The following is a 23,250-nucleotide window of genomic DNA, read 5'->3' on the forward strand; positions in this document are numbered from 1 at the left end:
TTAGGAATACAATCCTCCGTTTATATTGATAACTTCTCCAGTGATATAGGCCGCTTTATCTGAAGCCAAAAACGACACCAAATCAGCAACTTCTTGTACTTGACCAAAGCGATTCATTGGAACGAGCTTTTTCAGTTCATCCTCATTCAAATCTTCGGTCATATCACTGGTAATAAACCCAGGAGCTACTGCATTGACGGTGATTTTTCGCTTGGCCACTTCCTGAGCCAATGCCTTGGTAGCGGCGATCATTCCGCCCTTAGCCGCAGAATAATTAACCTGACCTGGAACTCCTTTAAGTCCAGATAGGGAGGCCATATTGATGACACGCCCTGACCTGTTTCGTACAAAGTGCTGAAGCAAATGCCTAGTCACATTATACATGCCCTTCAAGCTCGTCTGTACCACATCGTCGAAATCACTTTCTTCCATGAACACCATCAGGTTGTCTCTGGTGATCCCTGCATTATTGACAAGAACATGGACTTTGGACTCTGGGTTATTTTTAAGCCAAGTACTTAACTTAGCCTCCACTTCAGCATGATCCTGCACCTGAAATTTGAGCAATTCGGCAGTTCCACCCTTTTCCTCGATGAGTCTTTTGGTTTCGTTGGCTGCATCATCATTCGATGCATAGTTGATTATCACATGTAATCCTAAATCTGCTGCCAAGGCTACAGCTACCGCTCTACCTATACCTCTAGATCCTCCTGTTACGAGTGCGCATTTTTTCAAAACAAATCCTTTTCTGTATTTAACAATTTCTTTTTCAGCTCCAACTGATGCGTATGCAACGCTACGTCTTTAGTCAGGGTTGGAACCTCAGTTCTTACAAAATTGTAAAAACTTCTCGTTGATGGTGCTTTCTGATCAATCTTATTCGTCAAATCGATAGCTTGAGAAATTGAGATCATCAAAATCGTCAACACTTCGAAAGAATTATCGATTACTTTCTGCGTCATCACAGCAGCATTAGTCCCCATACTGACGATGTCTTGATTATCACCATTGTTCGGTATACTATGTACATACATCGGGTTCGATAGTGTCTGATTCTCAGCTGTCGTAGAGACCGCAGTAAACTGCATGCCTTGAAGACCAAAATTGAACCCCAGCTTTTCCATATTCAGGAATGGAGGAAAAATCTGGTTCAGCTTAGAGTTCATCAAGAAGTTGATCTGACGCTCCATCAGCATACTTAGCTTGGTGATGGCAATCTTTAATTTGTCCATCTCTAGTGCGATGTAGTCCCCATGAAAGTTCCCTCCATGGTAGACATTTTGGGTATCGGTACAGATGATAGGATTGTCATTGGCAGAGTTCACCTCATCCTCTACGATCTGCTTGCAATACTCCCACGTGTCTAACACAGGTCCTATAATTTGCGGCACGCAGCGCAGCGAATAATACTCCTGTACTTTTTCGGAAAAGTACTCTTGTCCCTTGATATGGTCTTGGTTAAAAAGATGGGCATTTCGCTCCTTCAGTACACTACCATCCTTCACCAAGTCGCGCATAATACTAGCAACCTTTTGCTGTCCACGGTGCAGCTTGGCAGCATTGAGTTCTGATGAAAACGAATCGTCGTAAGAGGATGTGAGTTCGTTCATGATGGACGAAGCGTGTATCGCCCATCCAATTAACTTCTTTGCTTTGATGAGGTTGACCGCTGCAATACCCGACATACAGGAGGTTCCATTAATTGCTCCTAGCCCATCTCTCAGCTTGAGTTTAGCAGGTGATATACCTGTCGCTTTTAACGCCTCGGAAGTCTCTACAATTTCACCTTTGTAGTAGACCTTGCCGTGTCCTATGAGCGTATACGCTACATGTGCCAACTGCACAAGATCACCACTCGCCCCTACACCACCATGTACAGGAATACATGAAATAATGTCGTGCTGTATAAACTGCTCCAAAGTCTCAAGATACTGTAAACTCACTCCCGAAAAACCGAGAGATAGCGTATTCAATCGACAGATCATCACAATCCTAGCATACTCCTCTTCCAAATAAGCCCCTGTCCCATTGCTGTGACTGTGGATCAAATTGTATTGGAGTTCCTCTAGTTTATCGTCTGATATTCTATACTGAGCCATCGGGCCAAAGCCTGTGTTGATCCCATATATCACCTTATCTTTAGAGAAATCCTTCAGGAAGGTATAGGACTTTTCAATCCTTTCTTTCTGATCAGAATCTAATCGATAGTCACTGTTCCTATCGAATATCTCTTCTATTTTTTCAATTGTAAGCCTTACCAACTAGCGTAGTTTTATCTAAAAATTCGAACCTTATTTTTGCTAACTGACAAATCTAATTAATTAATTGTCAGCTCCTAGTTTAGTCTACCCAATTATGACTTTTTCAATGTGTATCCTTTAATATTGTGAACTCAAAAAAGAAACAGCCAATTCGCTAATATGTCTCTTAATAGATTTCTGATCCCCCTTCTTATTCTATGTGTTTTTTGTGCAGGTCTATACGGGTTGTTTCACCTACAGATAGGTGAAAATTTAGATCAAACCTTGCCAGGTCATGATCAAAACTCCAGCATACAATCGTGGATAGACAAGCAAAAAAGTATCGTCGTATTTTCGCTGGACATTCCAATCAATATGACAATTGATGAGATAGAACCAATAGCCTCTGACCTTTCGAAACAAATCCAACAAACAGCTCTGATCCAAAACATACAATATCAGAACGACATAGACCCTGAAAGTTTCATCCAGCTGATACAAGACAACCTCCCCATCTACCTAGAAGAAAAAGACTACACCCAGCTCGACAGTCTCATCGCACCAAGCTACATCACGCAAAAGCTCACCGACAACAAGAAAACCCTCATGTCCCCAGAAGGGATAGGTCAAAGAAGACAACTGCTAGACGACCCACTAGGCTTTTCTCATCTGGCACTGGCACGGTTTGGGCAGCTACAGATGACAGATGACATCATCCAGAGTAATGGCTACTTTTTGATTCAAGACCGAAGCAAGCTACTCATCAAAGGACGGGCAACATTTGACATGGCCAACAGTGCAGCCAACCGATCTGCGGCGCATACACTAGACAGTCTCGTAGCACAGTGGAACCAGACTCATGATGCGCATACGCTAGACTACTTTGGCACTTTCTTAGTCGCGGATGAAAATGCTGAGCAAATCAAAAAAGACGTCCATCTCACGGTAACTATCGCAGTAGTGGCTATCATCCTATTACTAGCCTATTACTACCGCAAAGCAATCATTCTAGTATTATTTCTTGTCCCAGGTGTGTTTGGCATCCTCACTGCTGCAGCATTCATCTACCTGATTCAAGGGCAAATTTCTGGGCTAGCACTGGCTGCCAGTGCCATTGTGTTCGGTATTGTGGCGGATTATTCGTTTCATTTTTTTACTCACTTTAAAGAGAATGGAAATGCCGTAAAGAGCCGAGATGAAATCATGTTCCCACTCCTGATCAGTGCTGGCACGACCATCGTCGCATTTCTATCATTGCTATTTGCAGATTCTAAAACGTTGAATGACTTTGGGCTTTTTACCTCCCTGAGTCTGGCAGGAACGCTGTTCTTTATACTTACAGCCCTGCCTTTGATTCTGCGCCGCTTTGAAAAAGGTATCAAGTTCACAAAAACCAATCCTCTTGACCGACTATTTGCTAAAATCAAAATAGGACAAAGCATACCTAGCAAATGGAGTATGTTCATTTTTATTGGCCTCACAAGCTGGATGCTATACATGGGCATAGACGTGCAGTTCGAAAGTGATCTGCGCAAAATCAACTACTACCCCGACGAACTCCAGCAACGGGAGATCGCACTACGCAACACCCATCCTACTACCGAACAGCACCTCACTATGCTCTCCGTCGCAGCTGACGACCACAGCCCAGAATGGAACAATGAGCAGCTCGCCGACAAACTACATGAACTACAAAACCAAAACATCATCAAGTCTCATTTTTCCCTTGCGCCTTTTCTAATATCCAAAGAAAAACAACAGGAGAGAATAGCAAGATGGAACAGCTATTGGGAACAAAAAAGAACCCCTTTCTTGCACTCATTTCAAAATGCAGCGACGCAGCAAAACTGGAAACCACAGTATTTCGATAGGTTCTACGACATGGTAGAAAACGATTATCAAACCTACGACCTCAACGATTTCATAGCAAGTAGTGACAACCTCAGCGACATGACGCTAACAGACGAAGAACACACCGAAATCCTCACTACAGTCGTCTGTCCGATCGATCAAGTAGACAGTGTCAAACAAGAATTAGCCTCACTTTCGGGCATCGTACTCATAGACAATATGAGCATCGTCACCAAAATCGTAGATAGCGTCAAAGACGACTTCAATTTTCTACTACTCTATGCTGGATTGGCGGTATTCATCGCCTTCCTACTCATCTATGGCAATATCGAGCTGACGCTCGTTTCGTTCATCCCCATGGTGCTAAGCTGGATCTGGGTACTTGGCATGGCATCTCTTTTGGATATCAAATTCAACTTCATCAACATCATCCTGACCACCTTTATCTTCGGTCTAGGTGATGACTTTAGCATCTTCGTCACGGACGGACTCCTGCATCGCTATAAGTACCGCAAAGAAGTCATGGGACAGTATAAAACAGGGATCGTACTCTCCTCCGTCTCTACCATCATAGGTACTGGCGTTTTGCTATTCGCCAAACATCCTGCGCTACAATCCATCGCACTGCTAAGTATCATCGGGATTGGCATCATAGTACCCATCACATTTTTTATCCAGCCGGTACTTTTCAGGATGCTAATCAGTCACCGTACCGAAGAGGGAAAACCTCCCTATTCCATCGCCAATATTCTGTTCAGTATCTGGGGATATGGCATGTTTATCGGCGGTAGTCTATTGAGTGTAGCGATGACTTTTGGACTAAAGATGTTACCTCTCTCTACGGAAACAAAAAAACTAGGCACGCATCGCATTCTCCAAAAAGTATCAGGTTTCCAACTCGATATTCTGTGGAAAAGTAAAAAGCGCCACATCGGAATGGAAAATCTGGATTTTGCCTCTCCATCGATTATCATCGCTAATCATACATCCTTCTTTGACATATTGGCATTGGTTAGGTTACATCCCAAGATGGTACTGCTCGTCAACGAGTGGGTATATAACTCTCCCCTCTTTGGACCAGCGATTCGCTACGCGGACTACATCCCAGCCTATCAAAACATGGAGGATCAGCTACCCAAGCTACGCCAACTCGTAGCGGATGGCTACACCATAGCCATCTTCCCAGAAGGAAAAAGATCAGAAGACGGCACAATGGGTAGATTTCACAAAGGAGCCTTCTACCTATCCGAAGAACTCCAACTAGACATCACACCGATATTACTGTATGGGCATGGCTATGTCATGCCTAAGAATGAGTACTACTTCAAAGACTCTCCCTGTGACACAGTCATCCTACCACGTATCTCATGGAACGACCCGAAATTCGGATCAGGGTATCGTGAGCGTACAAAAAAAATATCTACGTACTATAAAGCTGCCTTTAAGAAATATATTGAAAGTACAGCCTGTCTCGATCACGCCTATGCACCACTCCTGTATAGTTTTTATTACAAAAGCCCTATACTACCTTGGTATTTCCGAATAAAGTGGCGCTTTGAAAAAAACAACTACGAACACTACCATCAACTCATCGGAACGGGGACTAAAAAAATCTATGACCTAGGCTGTGGGTATGGTTACTTAAGCTACTTTCTATGGCTGAGAAATAACGAGCGAACCGTTATTGGGGTAGACTATGATAATGAAAAAGTAGCCTTAGCACAAAATAGCTATTTGAAATCAGACCAAGTAGAATTCACAGTCGACAAAGCAGAAGAAACATCTATCCAAGACGCAGACGCCATAGTACTAGCAGATACGCTCCACTATCTATCTCCAGAGTCGCAACAACAGTTACTAATTAAATGTGATCAAGGTCTAAAACCTGGCGGAATCCTATTGATAAGAGACGGCATTTCTGATCAAGAAGAAAAACACAAATGGACAGAAAAATCGGAAAAATGGTCTACTCAATTAATCAAGTTCAACAAGACCAATGGTGCGCTACATTTCATAAAAAGAAGGGAAATAGAAGCCTGGGCAGAGCATCATCACTATAGCCTATCTATAGAGTCACAATCGGATAAATCTTCTAACACACTATTTATTCTCTCCAAGAATTAACCAGATTCCTTTGACCTTAAAACAAAGAGAGCTTGTCACATATGCGACAAGCTCTCTTTGTTTATACATAATTTTGAAAAAAATCAAACACAAAAGTACTTTCATAAACAATAGTATTACTATTATTACACGAATGACTACTATCGGAACATGCTAGATATCTCAATTGTTATAGAGGAAGAGTACTACAACAAAGACCCTCAGTCCACGGAACTAGGCAAAAACATCATTTCAGCCAGCATTTCCCTCCTAAACGAGCTCGGTTTCGAACAGTTCACTTTTAAAAAACTAGCTGAAAAAATTAAATCGACAGAAGCCTCAGTCTATAGATACTTTGATAATAAACTGAAGATGTTGCTGTACCTCACTCGCTGGTACTGGGCATGGTTAGAATATCAAATCGACTATCAGACACACCATATTCGGACTCCGGAGGAAAAGCTCAAAGAAATCCTCAAAATTCTCAGTTATAGTCAAACCGAAACGTCTCAAATCACTATCTGTGGAACTGACACAATCTCCCTGAGACGGGTCGTCATGAGTGAGTCTGACAAAACCTACTTGAACAAGCAAGTAGATGAAATCAATAGTCAGGGACTCTTTAGAGGCTTCAAAAAACTATGTCACAAAATCGCAGAAGTACTGATAGAAATCAATCCAACATATGGCTACCCTCATGCATTGGTGAGTAACATCTTAGAAACCACTCACCAGCAAACGTTCTTTGCCAACCACCTGCCTTCTTTGACAGAAATATCGACCAAGAAAGAGCAGTCACTCAACGTCCAAGTCTATGATTTCATCGAAGATATGATTTTCAAAGTATTGAAAAACGTACCTTAATAAACCTGAAAAGCACTACCACTATGAACGAAAATCAGAGCTCCCAAGAAGTTAAGCTGACTCCTTTCAAACGGCTTTTCAGAATGCTATCCCTAGACAAGCGAGAGATCCTGATCATCTATGCCTACGCCATATTCAATGGACTGATCAACCTATCACTTCCGCTCGGAGTTCAGGCCATTATAGGTTTTGTGATTAGTGCCGAATACTCTGCATCTCTTAGTATTTTGATATTTATAGTAGTTCTAGGTGTAGCTGCAGCGGGAATCATTCAGATTCTACAATTGTCACTCACGGAACTACTACAACGCAGGATTTTTGCCCGTTCTTCCTTCGAGTTTGCCTACCGCATCCCTCGGTTCAAAATGGAGTCTATCTCTGGATTCTATGCTCCTGAGCTTATGAATAGATTTTTTGATACACTTAATATCCAAAAAGGGCTTTCCAAAATTCTCATCGATGTATCTAGTTCTACTTTGCAAATCATCTTCGGATTGTTGTTACTATCGCTCTACCATCCGTTTTTTGTTTTCTTTGGTATTACCCTCGTTAGCCTTGTTACATTGATCTTTTTCCTAACTGGCCCCAAAGGTCTAAAAACAAGTATTCTTGAATCCAAATACAAGTATCAAGTGGCACACTGGTTGGAAGAGCTAGCAAGGGTTATGGGTACTTTTAAACTAGCAGGAAAAACCGATCTACCTATCGATAAGATGAATGAATATGTAGGAAACTATCTCAAATTCAGAAAACAACATTTCCATATCCTTATCCTCCAATTTTCTAATATCGTAGGATTCAAAACAGTGATTACCGCTGGCTTACTGATCCTAGGTAGCATATTGGTCATCAATCAAGAAATCAATTTAGGTCAATTTGTGGCTTCTGAGATTATCATACTACTGGTGCTCAGCTCTGTCGAAAAACTGATACTCAGTATGGAGACCGTCTACGATGTACTCACTGGAATCGAAAAGCTCGGACAAGTGACCGATATAGAGATGGAAAATGAAGATGGAATAGACCTAGAAGCCATGACCGTGGGTAAGAAAATCTCAGTAGAGTTATCAAATCTTACTTTTTCCTACCCCTCTACTACCTCCCCTGCGATACAGAACCTCAACCTGAAAGTAGAAGCGGGTGAAAAAGTATGTATCACTGGAGTAAATCAATCCGGAAAATCAACGTTAATAGCGCTCATATCAGGCTTATACAGTCACTACGATGGATCTATCATGTTTAATGGTGTACCGCTAAGCAACCTAAATACGATGAGTTTTCGGTCCGTCATAGGTGACAACCTTAGCATGCAAGACTTATTCTATGGCACACTAGCTGAAAACATCACTGTAGGAAAAAAGCAAATAGACACAGCTGATATACTCTGGGCTATCAAGCAAGTAGGCCTGAGCGAATACTTCAAAGAGCTGACCAAAGGGCTCAACACCATGATACAACCAGAAGGTCAAGGTCTATCCTCTAGTGTACGACAAAAAATCATCCTCGCCCGTACTATAGCCGAAAGACCCAAAATCATCGTTATGGACAACACGCTGCAAGGGCTAGAATTCACAGACAGAAAACTCATCAGTACGATCCTAACCTCTCCAGAGCAACCATGGACACTACTAGCTGTAACCAACGATCCACTGATGATGAACCATTCGGACAAAATCGTCACCATGGAAAAAGGCAACATAGTCGATATCAAAGAACAAAAACCATCAATAATCTAAAGGAAGAATCATGCTCAATATATCACACAATTCGATCAACAGAGATGAGATTCTCAAAAACCAATCTTCCTATCAGGAGGTCATGCGTACGAAAGCCTCTAGAACACTGGTTCGGCTACTTTCTGTATTATTTTTCCTAGGATTTGTAATGCTGTTTCTCCCATGGACTCAAAGCATACGGGCACGAGGTACACTCACAACATTGAGACCAGAAAACCGGGAACAAGAGATTCATTCGGTGATCTCTGGTCGCGTCGAAAAATGGTTCGTCAGAGAAGGACAGTTCGTCGCTAAAGGAGACACGATCATCTTCATCTCTGAGATGAAATCAGAATACCTCGATCCAGACCTCATCGAAAAATCCAAGAACCAAACCAATGCCAAGGAAGCTTCAATCACATCCTATAAAAGTAAAGCAGAGGCACTTAGAAATCAAATTGATGCACTAGAAAACAACCAAAAACTCAAACTCAAACAAGCGAAGAACTATCTAAGTCAACAGCGTCTAAAGGTGAATTCGGACAGCATAGAATACGAAACTGCGATCATCAATCTAGATATAGCCCAAAAACAATTTGCCCGACAAGAGAAGCTGTATGAACATGGATTAAAATCCCTAACAGAACTAGAACAACGAAGACAAAAGCTACAAGAAGCCGTCAATAAAAAAACTTCCTACCAAAACAAATGGTTCACGAGTCAAAACGAACTAATCAACGCACAACTCAATATCAATACCATTCAAGGGGAGTTTCAAGAGAAAATCGCCAAAGCACAATCCGACCTCATGTCTGCAGTTTCCATGTCCTTGGAGGCAGAGAGCGACTACAACAAACTGTCCATTCAACAGTCCAACTATACACAGCGTTCTGGATTCTACTATATCAAAGCCCCACAAGACGGGTATGTCACCAGAGCCATCACCACTGGGATAGGTGAGACAGTCAAAGAAGGAGACCCCATTTTCAGTTTTATCCCATCGGATTACGATTTAGCCCTTCAAATGTACATTCGTCCCATCGATTTACCTCTAGTAGAGGAAGGTCGAAAAGTACAGATCCAATTTGATGGATGGCCTGCTTTGGTTTTCAGTGGCTGGCCCAACCTCTCCTTTGGAACCTACACTGGCCGAGTGGTCGCCTATGACAAAGCCGCTACTGCCAACGGTGAGTTTAGAGTATTGGTATCTCCAGACCCTGACTCGCCCGAATGGCCACAATTGCTCAGGATAGGATCTGGTGCCTATGGCATCTCTTTACTCAAAAATGTCCCTATCTGGTACGAAATGTGGCGAAACCTCAATGGTTTTCCTCCCGATTTTTATATCAATGAACAATTGAAAGAACCAAAAGCTAAAAAAGGTAAGGTAAAATGAATCGTATCATACTATTTTTCGTTTCAACACTGCTCATACAGCTGACCCATTCAGTTCATGCCCAAGAGTCAAATCAAGTACTTTCCCTTGATGATTTCTATCAAATGGTGGTCAATAACCATCCTGTGGCTCGTCAAGCCCTACTACTCAACCAACGTGGAGAGTTAGTGATCCAACAAGCAAAAGGTCAATTTGACCCGAAGCTCTCTTCAAGTTATAATAGCAAAGAATACAACGGAAAGGACTATTACAACCTATGGAATAGCTACTTGGAGATGCCCACCTTACTCAACGTGGACTTTAAGGCAGGGTATGAAAGAAACAGCGGCACATATCTAAACCCGGAGCACAATGTCCCCACAGATGGATTATACTATGCAGGGATCTCAGTACCGCTAGGACAAGGTTTGATCCATAATCCTCGAAAGATCAACCTACAAAAAAGTCGCTATGAAGAGCAGCAATACATGAATGAATCCGTTCTGGTGTTAAACAACCTGTTGTATGATGCTAACCATGCCTTTTGGTGGTGGTACGAGTTTCATCAGAAGTACGTCGTAGTACAAAATAACTTGACTTTAATGCGCAATCGTTTCGAGGCAATCAAAGAATCTGTAGCCAATGGAGAAAACGCAGCAGTAGACTCTTTAGAAACACTAATTCAAGTCCAAAAATGGCAAAATCTACACAGAGACGCGCAGATGCAACTACAAAACAGTACACTGTACATGAACAACTATATTTGGTCGGATAGTCTAGAGATAGACATGTTCGAACCCAAGTATACTACCCAAAACACGCTATTGGATTTTGTAGCACTCGAAGAGCAAATATTAGCTTCGCATCCTAACCTAAAGAAGTTGACCCTAAAAAATGAAATTCTAGAACTGGATCGCAAACTGAGTGTAGAACAGATCAAACCTGTTTTGGATGTGAATTACAACTTTTTGTTACATCAGCAGGACAATGAATACGACACCTACTTTAACAACAACTACAAACTAGGCTTTCAATTCGAGTTCCCAATTTTGGTAAGAAAGGAGCGTGCAAAACTGCAAAGCACAAAACTAAAAATTCAGGAGAATGAATTAATGATTGATGAAAAAACGAGACAAACGCTAAACAAAGTTCGACAATCCTACAACAAGGTGCTTACTCTCAATCAAATGATAGCACAACAGGAAGAGATCCTCGCCAACTACCAAAGACTCCTAGTGGCAGAGCAAATCAAGTTTAACAATGGAGAAAGCTCGGTATTCCTACTCAATAGTCGTGAAAACAAAAAGCTAGAAAGTGAGCTCAAATTGATCGAACTTCGTGCAAAGTATGGCAAATCCATCGGTGAGCTCAAATGGTCCGCTGGTATACTGCATCAAGAAATTCAAGACCTCACACTATAAATCACCATTCTAAACAAGAACTGATGATTGATTCACTTTATGGTTAAAATTCTCGATCAGAGCACGTTCCTCTGGTACGATTCCTTCGTAGGCGTTGGCCATACGATTCATCAAGTCTAGGAAGTAAGGCATGTGTACATCAGTCTTCAAAGTCTGAAATATCCGCATGTTTTTATAGAATACCATTTTGGGATCCATCTCTAGATTCATCGCCGCATCAAAGGACAATTTGATGCGGTGCGCCCAGTCATCTTGATCAACCATCTTTTGCAAGGCTTCTCTTTCTTCTTTCTGGATACCTCCATCTGCCATAGCTAGGGCATAGAGGATTTTTCCAAATACATCTAGGGTTATTTCATTGGGATTGTTCATCATGCTTTTGGTTTTAGAACAGGCGTTCTATGTTTAGTAAATCAGTCAAAAAATCAAATCACTTTGATCAGAAAAATGCACTATAATAATCACATAAGCACATTTACCACTTCCACAATTGAGTACTATTTCCTCCATTTAAAGGTAGTCGATTAATCACTCATAACCAACGTTTTAACACTTATTAATACACTAGTAAATAACCGCCCCTCCTTTCCTAAACAGAAACCAAAAACGGCATAAAACTCACCATAAGGGACATAACTCTAATCAGAATCTAATCTTGTTTTTCACGATTTATCAAAATATCATGGCTTATTTGTGTGACTAGAAAGACAGATCGACTTATCTTTTCGTCTTGATAGTTTTTAAGAGAGTAGATTGACAGAATCACACATGAATATATCCGCAATAGACGCTAAATACGAAGCACAAAAAATTGCTTTTGCCCCAATAACTTTCCAAGCCATCATGGCGATGAAAAACCTAGGTGTCATGGAGTACATCTACAAAAAAAGAGGGAATGCTACCCAAGCTGAAATCATTGAAGATCTAGGCATTAGTAAGTACTCGGTAGAGGTTATGTTAGAAACCGCTGAAGTGATGGATATCATCGAAACCAAGGAGGGAAAATTATCTCTCTCGAAGATTGGTTTTTTTCTATTGCGTGATGAGTTGACTCGTGTCAATATGAACTTCGTCAATGATGTATGCTACGACGGATCTAAATATCTCGAAGAATCACTCGCAACGAACAAGCCAGCTGGACTCAAAGTATTTGGTGAATGGGACACCGTGTACGAAGGTTTATCTAAGCTAGAGAAACCAGTCAGAAAATCATGGTTGGAGTTTGATCACTTCTATTCTCAAGATGCTTTTGACTCTGCGTTAGAGATTGTATTCAAAAACAAACCAGGTAAGCTGTTCGATATAGGTGGCAACACGGGCAAGTGGTCTATCAAATGCTGCGGTTATGACTCTGATGTGAATATTAAAATTTTGGATCTACCAGGGCAGATCGAAATGGCAAAAAAGAACATCGCTGATAACAACCTACAGGACAGAATTGAGTTTCATCCCATCAACCTGCTAGACACCACACAAAAAATCCCACAGGGAGCTGACGTCATCTGGATGAGTCAGTTCTTAGACTGTTTCTCAGAAGAGGAAATCTTAGCGATCCTACTCAACTGCGCACAGGCATCTACCAAGGATACGACCATTTACATCATGGAGCCTTTCATTGATAATCAGCCCTATGAAGCTGCCACCTACTCTCTGGTCGCTACTTCACTATACTTTACATGTATCGCGAATGGCAACAGTAAGATGTACAAACTGGAGACTTTCAAGGAACTGATAGACAAAGCAGGTATGCAAATCATCGAAACCCACGCACTCATCGGTGATAGCTACCACACCATATTGGCTTGTAAGTTGAAGTAACAACTATAAATTTATAGGGCATCACAGCTGTCTCGAGTCTCATCGAGACTCGTATTCCATTGATCTAAACCATCACGATAAGCTTGCTTTTGAGCACCGGGGATGCAATCGAGATATTCATACACTTCGGTGACATAAGTATCCATAGCGGATACATAGCTATTGCATGTCGAGGTTGTAGGATCATTGGTATATGCAGTCTGTGCAGCGGTCAACTCTTCTAAAAGGCTGTTAATCTCTGTATCATAACCATTGCAGCCAAACAGATCATCTTCTATAGAATCTTTGACTTTACACGCACTACTAAGTGCGGTGAGTGAAACGAATATCACTACGAACGGAAGTTTAGATTTAAACATAAAGAATCTAGTATAGGTGAATAAAAAAGCCCAATAGGGCTAATATCCACTTAACGAAAACACCTCCAAAATATTGACTAGGATGTATAAAATCTAATTGGGTTATTTAGACTTTTCAGAAGCAGCATCTACTTCCATATCTACCACATGAGCCACAGTCTTAATAAGCTTCCGGTTTCGTTTCACAAAAGGATTGGTCAAATCCCAAACATAACCAGCCAAAATTGAGGTCAGTTGTTTTTTTATTTCCACCTTGATTTCGGAATGAAAAAATATTTTTTGTAACTCCCCATTGTACCAAGTGTCTACGACTGCCTTGAATACCTCTGTGGCTTGTTTCATATGCTGCACATACTCCTTATCCCAGTCAGGTTTTTCTCCATTTAATTCTCGCTCGATCAACTTTGCACTACGCATCGCGGACTCTGTAGCGATCGCTACTCCTGACGAAAACACAGGATCGATAAACCCCGTAGTATTACCAGCCAGTGCAAAACGATGACCATACAACTGTGTAGAAGAATTGGTGTAATCATCCGCTCCTCGCACGTCATACAAAAATTCTTTGCCCTCAAATCGCTCAATGAAATGCTCGGATTTCTCCATCATCTTACGAAACAAATCATTCTTATCCGCTGCTGGAATATCGAACCATTTCTTATTCCCTACAAAACCTAACGAAGTATTGCCATTAGAAAATGGGATCACCCAATACCATAGATCCTGCTCCAGCACCTCAAAAGTAATGCGGAGTGGTCGTTTGAATTCCTCACGGTTGGTCTCTTTCACCTGAGTAAAAAGCGAACACCTGCCCGTCTCTGCATAGTCGACATCAAAGTTGAGCATTTTGGATAACACGCCAGCATTACCACTAGAGTCCAATACATATCTAAACTCGTGCGTCTCAACTTTACCGCCATCCTCTATCTCCGTGACAACTTTATCTTCTTGAAAATCTATAGAAGCAATAGTTGACTCGTATTTGAAATTAGCGCCTTTCTTCTCAGCTTCCTTGGCAAGGATGTGGTCGAACTCATCTCGTGGCACCTGCCAAGTCCAAGTCCAACCTGGGGTGAAATTTTCATCAAACGAAATATCCATTTCGTCATCCTTTCGAACAAATAACGCACCTGACTTTACTTCAAAATTCGCAGCCTTCAATGCATCCAGCATACCCACTTCTTCGAAGTGTTCCATACTCAAGGGTAACAAACTCTCACCGATCGTAAATCGCGGAAACTTTGATTTCTCAACCACAGTCACACTAAAACCCTGATTCACTAAATACGCTGCTGCTACACTACCTGCTGGACCAGCTCCTATCACCAATACATCCGTCATTTTTTGTTATTTTTCCCCGACTATTCCGCTTCTATTCATCTCCAATAGATCAATGATTAGAGATGAAATCGCTAAAATTGCGCTTTGGTATCTTTGCAATAGATAAGGCTAGTCTAGATTTTGTCCAAAACTAAAAAATACTATTGAAAAAGCGTTATATATTTTTAATCGTACTCTCGGTGATATCTACCCTCAGTGCTATCTGGTTTGTACAACGTGTCATCTACGATACGCCCACACTCCCTGTCTCTACTGTGCATTCGTCACAGTTAGAAATGATCGCTGAGCATCACTATGCGCTGGGAAACTCATGGCTCAAGCAAAATAAATACGGTAACTGGGAGAGCTATATCGAAGGGAGTGCCTACGACAGAGGTCGTACGATCGGTATCCTCCATCAACAGCTGATTCAGGATCAAGAAAAAGTATTCGTGGATGAAATCGACAGAAACGTCTCCTCATGGTTTCTCCGAAAAATGCTCATACTAGGCATATCATGGTTTAACCGAGACCTAGATCAATACATTCCCGAAGAGTACCGTCAGGAAATATATGGTATATCTGAATTCTTCTCCGACGAATATGACTACATCGGCCCTAAATTCAACCGTATCATCAACTACCATGCTGCCCATGACATAGGTCATGCCGTACAAAATATGCATTTAGTCGGTTGTACATCTGTAGGAATATGGAACTTCAACGACTCGACAGAGCTAATGATGTCCGGCCGAAACTTCGACTTCTACTTTGGCGATGAATTTGCCAAAAATAAAATCGTACTACTCTGCAATCCTTCCGAGGGCTATAAGTATCTCTCTGTCACTTGGGGTGGATTCTGTGGTATCGTCTCAGGGATGAACGAACATGGACTTAGCATCACACTAAACTCCGCCATCTCAGAGATCCCTACTGAGTCAGGTACTCCTGTCTCTATTATTGCCAGAGACATCTTACAGTATGCAGCCACCATCGATGAAGCCAAAACCATAGCAGATCGCTATGACAGCTTTGTCTCTGAGCTATTTACTATCTCATCTCTGAAGGATAAACAAATGGCTGTGATAGAAAAATCCCCAACAAACACTGGAATATTCTACCCATCCGAAGACACCTTGATCGTCACCAACCACTACCAAAGTAAAGAACTCAAAGATATTCCTCTCAATCAGGAACACATGATCAACTCCGAGTCTGTAGATCGCTATACCCGTACACAAGAGCTCACCGCCCAGCTCCCTAAATGTAATACAGAGAGTATCGCAGGAATCCTCCGCAACCAAGCGGGTATTAAGGATAAAGACCTTGGTATTGGCAATCCTAAAGCGATCAACCAGTTACTCGCACATCATGCAGTTCTCTTTGACAATGTCAAGAAGCGCGTTTGGGTCTCCAACTATCCTTTTCAGGAAAATGTCTTTGACACCTATGATTTAGATGACTTTGATCAATGGCCGGGTACAAAAAACGATATTACGATTGATTCACTCTCTATCGCAGCTGACCCGTTTTACTTTAGCGAAGGCTATCAGACATTTAAAGTCTTCAAGCAGCTCAAGGCCAAAATCATCCGCCACACGGCCAAAGAGCAACCCATGGACAGTACACTAATCCAAACCTTCCTAGAGACGAACCCTGCCTACTACGAAACCCATCGACTCGTCGGCAACTACTACGCTAGCCTAGGGCAAAACGAAAAAGCCATCGCTGCCTATCGCGAGGGATTGACCAAAGATATCGCCTACAAAGAGGATGAAACGTTCATGAAAGAACAAATCAAAACGCTCACCCCATGATAGCAGGAATAGGTACTGATATCGTGGAAACAGATCGATTCAAAAAAAAACTTCTTAACCTCCCTTTTCTACAGACGGTTTTCACACCCCTAGAAATAGCCTACTGCCAAAAAATGGGGCACCCAGAGCAGCACTTCTCTGCTCGTTTTGCCGCAAAAGAGGCCTATATGAAAGCACTCGGGACAGGGTGGGTAGAAGGAGCAGATTTTAAAGAAATCGAAGTACAAAACAATGCAGAAGGAGCCCCTTCTATTCACCTACTAGGAGGAAGTAAAAGATATTTTGATAAATCAGAACTGAAAGACATATTTGTATCATTAAGTCACACGAGTACTCATGCTGTGGCTTACCTAATCATAACTAAGTAGGCATTGTGGAGATAGACCCAAACCAAGATTATTTATCCAAATCAGAGATACGACAGTTGCAAAACGAGTGCTTCCTCTCCCACCTAAAGTACACCTACTCCCATGCCAAGCACTATCGGGACAAACTAGATAAGTGCGGTATAACACTTGAAGATATCTCAAGTCTAGATGACCTCACGAAAATCCCTATTACGACCAAAGAAGAGATCGAAACGAACAATCTGGACTTTCAGGCAGTCAGCCCACGGTCTGTTGTAGAATATGTCACCACCTCCGGCACACTAGGCAATCCCATCAGTATTGCGCTGACACTCGAAGATCAAAAACGGCTCACTTGGAACGAAAAACGTTCGTTGAATATGTGTGGCATCACTGCGGATGATGTGATACAGATCACCACGACACTAGACAAGCGTTTCATGGCGGGCATCGCCTACTACTTAGGCGCGACAGCACTAGGTGCTGCTGTGATCCGATCGGGTATCGGCGATCCAGATTTTCAGTTGGATAATATCCGTCGCTTTCAACCCACCGTACTGATCGCAGTTCCCTCATTCGCTTACAAATTCGGCAACTATCTACTCTCTAAAGGAATAGATCCTAAAAGCACCTCGATCCGAAAGATCGTTTGTATAGGTGAACCGATTAAAGATACATCCTTTGCTCCCAATACACTCAACCAAAAACTGATGGAAATCTGGGATGTACAATTGTACTCTACCTATGCCAGTACAGAAATGGCGACAGCCTTTACCGAATGTGAAGCGGGTCAAGGGGGACATCTACTACCCGAACTAATTCACGTAGAGCTACTCGATGATCAGAATCAGCCCGTAGCAGATGGTGAAGTCGGTGAGGTGACGGTCACTCCTTTTGGAATCGAAGGCATGCCGCTGCTCCGCTACAAAACAGGTGATCTAGCTCGTCTGCATACAGAAACTTGTAGCTGTGGTCGCAACACGAGCCGGCTTGGCCCTGTAGAAGGGAGAAAAGGTCAGATGATCAAATGGAAAGGCACTACACTTTTTCCGCAGCAGATCGAAAACGTTCTGAATCATATCAGCGAAATCGACAATTACATCATCGAACTGTCCCTAGACGATCTAGGGCTAGACCTACTCAAAGTGATACTGCCAGACCATCTGGAGCGCAATGTATTAGATCAGGCGCAGCGACTACTACAGCAAAGCCTGAGAGTCAATCCGATTTTAGAACAAAATACCGCGGCCTACATCGCCAGCGAAATCCTACCCAAAGGAAGTCGCAAGCCCAGAAGGTTCGTAGATAAACGACAGCTAGCCAATTGAAAAAGATAGAAGATAAATACGATGTAGTCATTATAGGATCAGGTATGGCGGGACTCTCCTGTGGCCTCATCCTAGCCATGGAAGGAAAATCCGTCTGTGTATTGGAAAAAAACGCACAGATCGGTGGGACACTCCAAACCTTTAAACGGGACGGAGGAAAGTTCGACACAGGTGTACACTATGTCGGTGGATTAGATGAAGGTCAGCCGCTCCACCCTTACTTCAAGTATCTCGATATATTCAAAGACATTGATATCATGAAGCTGGATGAGAACGCCTATGATGTCATTACCTTCGCCGGAGACAGCAACGAGTATCCTCATGCACAGGGTTACGAAAACTTCAAGGAACAACTCCTCAAGTTTTTTCCAGACGAAAAAGAAAATTTAGATCGATATGTAACGGATATTAAAGCACTCTGTAAAAAATTCGCACTGTACAATGTCAATGACATGCCTGCCAGAACCAACGAACTTGAATACATGTACGATGGAGCCAGTCAACGCATTAGAGCCTATACTTCTAACGAAAAACTACAGCGTGTACTCGCAGGATCCAACCTTCTCTACGCAGGGGAAGAAGACAAAACCCCGTTTTACGTCCACGCCCTCATCATCAACTCTTATATGATGAGTGCTTACAAATTTCACCATGGGGGTAGTCAAATTAGTCGATCACTCAACTATTCGATCAAAGAACGAGGAGGCAACATTGTCAGAAATGCCGAGGTAGCAACCATCGATCACAATAACACTTCGGTATCTAGTGTCACGTTAGTCGATGGGCGAAAAATCAAAGCAGACCTATTCATCTCCAATGTCCATCCCACCGAAACTATCAAAATGATGGATCAGGGACTTATGAGAAAATCCTATACATCTAGGATCGCGGGACTAGAAAATACCGTATCGGTATTCACACTCTATCTGGTACTCAAGCCTCAGACCGTGAAATATCGCAACTCCAACTTCTATAACTTTAACGAGAATAAAGTATGGGGTCTGACCAATTATAAGCCCGAAGATTGGGGGAAAGATTTTGCTGTATTTTATCTCCCCGATAACAAAAACCCAACGTATGCCAGTGTAATCACCGTAATGGCCTACATGAAAATGGAAGAGATGTTGCCATGGATGAACACCTTCAACACGACACTTCAAGAAAGCGACAGAGATGAAAGCTATCAAAATTTCAAGGAATTAAAAGCACAATTCCTGCTAGAAAAAATGGAAGGCTTTTCTCCTGGTCTCAGGAAAAACATTAAGAGCTACCATACCTCCACGCCTCTAACGCAACGAGACTATCTCAACACAACTGGAGGATCACTCTATGGCATCTCTCGGGATCATAATTTCCCATTAAAATCCCAGATCAATACCAAAACTAAAATGAAAAACATGTACTTCACGGGGCAAAACATCATCCTCCATGGCGTCCTAGGTGCTACGATCAGTTCGGTGGTCACCTGCGCAGAGATACTAGGTAGAGACTATCTGTTGAAAAAAATCAAATCGGTATTATAATCCCATGGCGAGCAAACGGCTATTTAGCAAAACCAAAAAGCGAAAAGAACCCAAAACCCTAATACTGGGTGTACATGGATTAGGTAATAAGCCTTCTCACGCAACACTCAAACTTTGGTGGAAAAAAGCTTTGGTCGAGGGGCTCAAAAAAATCGAAGGAGCTCCCAAAACATTTCAATTTGAGATGGTGTATTGGGCGGATATCATGTACCCGCATTCCCTCAATCCACGCATTAAAAACCCCGATCACGATCTACATATCGAGGAGCCCTACATCGCTGAACCCATCCCTACTCCTACGATACGCTACACGCCTTGGCATCTCGCCAAATTGGGATTTAATAAGATGAAGGAAATCGCTTTTCTGAGTAAAAACGGACTAGCCAACTACCGCCTACCCTTCAATTTTGTCGTCAAACAATCTTTCAAAGACCTAGACGCTTACTATAACGAAGATCAGACGAAGGCTGAGTTCATGGATCAACTGCCCGTTAAAAGCTTGATTCGTAACCGACTCAGACGACTGCTATACAAAAACAGGCACAAACGCATCCTAATCGTAGCGCATTCTATGGGGTCTATCATCACCTATGATGTACTCTATCTGCTACAAAACATCTACGAGATAGATACTTTTGTGTCGATGGGTTCTCCATTAGGTCTTCCCCTAATCAGAGAGAATATTGCCAATGAACACCAACTGGACTATAAAGAAGGTACTCTACTCCCAACACCTGAGTCGATCAACAACTGGTATAATCTTTCGGACAAAGAAGACCATTTCGCTGTATTCGACGAGCTCGCAGAATTTTTCGCTCCTAACAGCAAAGAGATCAAGCCCATCGATCATCTCGTGGACAATGATTACAAAAACTGGGTAACTAACAATGCACACAAATCCTATGGTTACCTCCGTACACCAGAGATGGGACGCATCGTCGCAGACTTTCTCAACAAAAAACCAGACACCGTCTGGGAGAAAACCAAAAAACTACTCAAAGACACGCTATCCAAACTCGATTAACCCTAAATAGTTTTTCGATCTGATCTCCAAGCATAGATCAATGATCACTTACTATGTTTCTTAATCAATTTTTCTCGGAGTTTTGAGGGCAAATACTCATCACTAAGAAGGGTACGCAGCAATTCGGGTTCGGCGTACTGGCCATAGGTTAGATCAAATACATCGGCAATTGACAACCCTCCCTTAACCGCCTCCAGTAAAACGAATTGATCACCTTTTTGCACTTGCCCTTCGTCGATTATCCGTAGATACACACCAGCGTATTTAGCAGCGATGAATTCTTTTAGAACTCCTTGATCTCCGAAACGAACACCTAGTTTGTAGCAAGGTTGTCTGGGCTCTGAAACCTGCACCTTAGCTTCTCCTAGTTGATAGACATCTCCTACGATCATCTTTGTTTCATCCAAACCAGCTACGGTTAGATTCTCTCCAAACATCCCATAAGGTAAATCAAGGTTTGGATATTTTTCTCTCCAAAAAGGATAGTGATCTGCGGAGTACAAATAACAGGCCTTGTCCACACCACCATGATGTTTTCTATCGATAACTGCATCTCCTTTCACATCTGCCTTACCCAGATACAATGGCTGATCGGTAGGCTCCTTGTAGATGCCTGTTTGTTCCTCTTTACCATTCCAAACGATAGTTCTCGAAGTGGCAATATTTGTAGATACTATTTCCATCTCAATTTTGTTTGTGTAAAAATGGGCAGTCTATCTCAAAAGCCTATACCACCTGCAAGAAAAAACTATTACCGTTTAGTCTAGAGTGGTGTAGAAACGAGTCACTTTCGGGTAAGGTCGGAGCGATAAAAACCCAACAGGCTGTCGCCCTCCGATTAATCCTCTAACTGAGATGTCGCAGATTTGATCACCTCGATGGTGGTAGCATCCGTGTCATATACCGAATACCAACCTTGGAGTTCATGAGCAGGGTCTCCTATCAGATCATCTCCTTTCTCCCACAATTGACCAGGATCGGAAGGGCGTCCTTCGCCTCCCCATGACCAGAAATTACAGCCTTGAATAATCCCTCCAGCCTTAATACTATTGAGTGTATAGTTGAATATAAAATCGTAGTAATCATCACGATAGCTCACCGGTGCTGTATTCCGAAAGTCTCCATTATCTCTAGATACACCAAATTCTTCGATTACCAGCGGCTTGCCTAGCATACGTGCTTTCTCTTGTTGCCCTTCGAGATATTCAATAGTGAGTTGTTTGGCTTCCTCATAACTTGCCTCATTCTTAGGATCGTACCACGCCCAGTTCTGTATCCACACGTGAGTAGTCGCATAGTCTACATCAGGTGATAGATTATCCTCATATAGGTCGTTGCCCGAGTAGTCTGCCGCTGTATCTCCTTCTGTACCTAAGCACACCAGATGCTTCTTATCATGCTTCTTGATCAGCTTTGCGGTTTGATTGACCCATGCACGAAACGCAGGCACTTGTCTATATCCTCGGGGCTCGTTCGCTAGTTGCCATGCCATGATGGTCGGATCGTTCTTATACTTTACCCCACTGATGCTATTGGTACGATTGATTATGAATTTGACGAAATCAAAATACATTTTCATCGCCTTCTTGTTGTTGTAAAAAGACTGTGCATAATTGATAAATGGATCCCAAGTACCGCCCCCCATCACATCTGGATACGGAATCTCTGATCCATCAGCCCATGACACATACTGCGGAAAACCACCACTCCACATCCAGAAATTACCCAAACAAACCACGGCCTTCATGTCACGCTTGCCCATCTCAACGAGAAAATAGTCCAAACCAACAAGCAAGTCTTCATTGTATACACCTGGTGCAGTCTGGAGTATAGGTTTGTTCTGATAAGGGCTATCCTCAGCACCTTCACTAGCGGCCATCACTCGGAGATTTTTTAATCCCATATCTGTCATTCGATCCAGCTCGCGGTTAAGTCGGTCTCTATCTCCTCCCTCACCTGTAGACCCGAGATTCATTCCATACCAAAAATTAGTTCCAATGTATTTATATGGGCTTCCGTCAATCTCAAATCCTAACCCTTCTACTCTTACAAAGCCCTCTTGAGCAAAGGCCAAACCGCTACACAGTAGCAGCGCCAATACAAATATCTTACGCATATTGATGTTCATTAATTAGAGCAGCAAGA

The 23,250-nt window shown here is 42.4% G+C and carries 18 protein-coding genes; 11 read left to right on the forward strand and 7 right to left on the reverse strand.

The features are described from left to right. Together fabG and hutH are read right to left on the reverse strand one after the other, a co-directional pair. On the reverse strand, positions 1-735 hold the full coding sequence (gene fabG / locus BGP76_RS11270; protein ID WP_073122016.1) for a 3-oxoacyl-ACP reductase FabG: 735 nt from the start codon (positions 733-735) through the stop codon (positions 1-3). Continuing rightward, positions 732-2,261, reverse strand: a complete 1,530-nt coding sequence (gene hutH / locus BGP76_RS11275; protein WP_073122018.1) for a histidine ammonia-lyase — start codon at positions 2,259-2,261, stop codon at positions 732-734. Before hutH ends, fabG begins: the two co-directional genes overlap by 4 nt. 159 nt (positions 2,262-2,420) lie before the next feature. On the opposite strand from hutH, the gene BGP76_RS11280 reads away from it, so the two are divergent. The 5 genes from BGP76_RS11280 to BGP76_RS11300 all read left to right on the forward strand — a co-directional run bounded on the left by BGP76_RS11280 (position 2,421) and on the right by BGP76_RS11300 (position 11,569). Further along, the gene (locus BGP76_RS11280) at positions 2,421-6,215 is read left to right on the forward strand and encodes a trifunctional MMPL family transporter/lysophospholipid acyltransferase/class I SAM-dependent methyltransferase (RefSeq protein ID WP_119844729.1); all 3,795 of its coding nucleotides are present in this window, start codon (positions 2,421-2,423) and stop codon (positions 6,213-6,215) included. Positions 6,216-6,365: 150 nt separating this feature from the next. Then, entirely contained in the window at positions 6,366-7,058 is a 693-nt protein-coding gene (locus tag BGP76_RS11285) for a TetR/AcrR family transcriptional regulator (RefSeq protein WP_119844730.1), read from the forward strand. 23 nt (positions 7,059-7,081) lie between these two features. Beyond that, positions 7,082-8,794 (forward strand): peptidase domain-containing ABC transporter, encoded by a 1,713-nt coding sequence (locus BGP76_RS11290; protein WP_119844731.1) that lies wholly within the window; start codon positions 7,082-7,084, stop codon positions 8,792-8,794. A 10-nt stretch (positions 8,795-8,804) separates the two neighbouring features. Further along, the gene (locus BGP76_RS11295; protein WP_119844732.1) at positions 8,805-10,169 is read left to right on the forward strand and encodes an HlyD family secretion protein; all 1,365 of its coding nucleotides are present in this window, start codon (positions 8,805-8,807) and stop codon (positions 10,167-10,169) included. Next, positions 10,166-11,569: a TolC family protein gene (locus tag BGP76_RS11300; protein WP_119844733.1), complete on the forward strand. Its 1,404-nt coding sequence runs from the start codon at positions 10,166-10,168 to the stop codon at positions 11,567-11,569. The genes BGP76_RS11295 and BGP76_RS11300 overlap by 4 nt, the downstream gene beginning before the upstream one ends. A gap of 9 nt (positions 11,570-11,578) precedes the next feature. On the opposite strand, the gene BGP76_RS11305 is transcribed toward BGP76_RS11300, so the two are convergent. Then, positions 11,579-11,944 carry a hypothetical protein gene (locus tag BGP76_RS11305; RefSeq protein WP_119844734.1) on the reverse strand — a complete coding sequence of 122 codons (366 nt, stop codon included), beginning with the start codon at positions 11,942-11,944 and terminating at the stop codon, positions 11,579-11,581. 393 nt (positions 11,945-12,337) lie between these two features. Here BGP76_RS11305 and BGP76_RS11310 point away from each other — a divergent pair, with 393 nt between their 5' ends. After that, positions 12,338-13,387 carry a class I SAM-dependent methyltransferase gene (locus BGP76_RS11310; RefSeq protein ID WP_119844735.1) on the forward strand — a complete coding sequence of 350 codons (1,050 nt, stop codon included), beginning with the start codon at positions 12,338-12,340 and terminating at the stop codon, positions 13,385-13,387. Positions 13,388-13,398: 11 nt separating this feature from the next. Here BGP76_RS11310 and BGP76_RS11315 read toward each other — a convergent pair whose 3' ends face one another. Both BGP76_RS11315 and BGP76_RS11320 read right to left on the reverse strand, forming a co-directional pair. After that, positions 13,399-13,746 (reverse strand): hypothetical protein, encoded by a 348-nt coding sequence (locus BGP76_RS11315; RefSeq protein WP_119844736.1) that lies wholly within the window; start codon positions 13,744-13,746, stop codon positions 13,399-13,401. Positions 13,747-13,848: 102 nt separating this feature from the next. Next, entirely contained in the window at positions 13,849-15,087 is a 1,239-nt protein-coding gene (locus BGP76_RS11320) for an NAD(P)/FAD-dependent oxidoreductase (RefSeq protein ID WP_119844737.1), read from the reverse strand. 143 nt (positions 15,088-15,230) lie between these two features. On the opposite strand from BGP76_RS11320, the gene BGP76_RS11325 reads away from it, so the two are divergent. From BGP76_RS11325 to BGP76_RS11345, 5 genes are read left to right on the forward strand one after another with little or no spacing between them, the layout of a single operon-like run. Then, the gene (locus tag BGP76_RS11325; RefSeq protein ID WP_119844738.1) at positions 15,231-16,883 is read left to right on the forward strand and encodes a C45 family peptidase; all 1,653 of its coding nucleotides are present in this window, start codon (positions 15,231-15,233) and stop codon (positions 16,881-16,883) included. Beyond that, complete coding sequence (gene acpS, locus BGP76_RS11330) at positions 16,880-17,251, forward strand: holo-ACP synthase (protein ID WP_119844739.1); 372 nt, start codon at positions 16,880-16,882, stop codon at positions 17,249-17,251. The genes BGP76_RS11325 and acpS overlap by 4 nt, the downstream gene beginning before the upstream one ends. A gap of 5 nt (positions 17,252-17,256) precedes the next feature. Next, the gene (locus BGP76_RS11335) at positions 17,257-18,558 is read left to right on the forward strand and encodes a phenylacetate--CoA ligase family protein (protein WP_158584252.1); all 1,302 of its coding nucleotides are present in this window, start codon (positions 17,257-17,259) and stop codon (positions 18,556-18,558) included. Then, positions 18,555-20,081, forward strand: a complete 1,527-nt coding sequence (locus BGP76_RS11340; RefSeq protein WP_221409882.1) for an NAD(P)/FAD-dependent oxidoreductase — start codon at positions 18,555-18,557, stop codon at positions 20,079-20,081. The genes BGP76_RS11335 and BGP76_RS11340 overlap by 4 nt, the downstream gene beginning before the upstream one ends. 4 nt (positions 20,082-20,085) lie before the next feature. Continuing rightward, a complete protein-coding gene (locus BGP76_RS11345) occupies positions 20,086-21,105 on the forward strand; it encodes a hypothetical protein (RefSeq protein WP_073122043.1) in 1,020 nt (339 codons plus the stop codon). Between the two features lie 44 nt (positions 21,106-21,149). Here BGP76_RS11345 and BGP76_RS11350 read toward each other — a convergent pair whose 3' ends face one another. Together BGP76_RS11350 and BGP76_RS11355 are read right to left on the reverse strand one after the other, a co-directional pair. Further along, positions 21,150-21,788 carry an MOSC domain-containing protein gene (locus tag BGP76_RS11350; protein ID WP_119844741.1) on the reverse strand — a complete coding sequence of 213 codons (639 nt, stop codon included), beginning with the start codon at positions 21,786-21,788 and terminating at the stop codon, positions 21,150-21,152. Between the two features lie 155 nt (positions 21,789-21,943). Continuing rightward, positions 21,944-23,221 carry a cellulase family glycosylhydrolase gene (locus BGP76_RS11355; RefSeq protein WP_158584254.1) on the reverse strand — a complete coding sequence of 426 codons (1,278 nt, stop codon included), beginning with the start codon at positions 23,219-23,221 and terminating at the stop codon, positions 21,944-21,946. Between the last annotated feature and the right edge of the window lie 29 nt (positions 23,222-23,250).

This window comes from Reichenbachiella sp. MSK19-1 (assembly GCF_003590315.1).
Lineage (GTDB): Bacteria > Bacteroidota > Bacteroidia > Cytophagales > Cyclobacteriaceae > Reichenbachiella > Reichenbachiella agariperforans.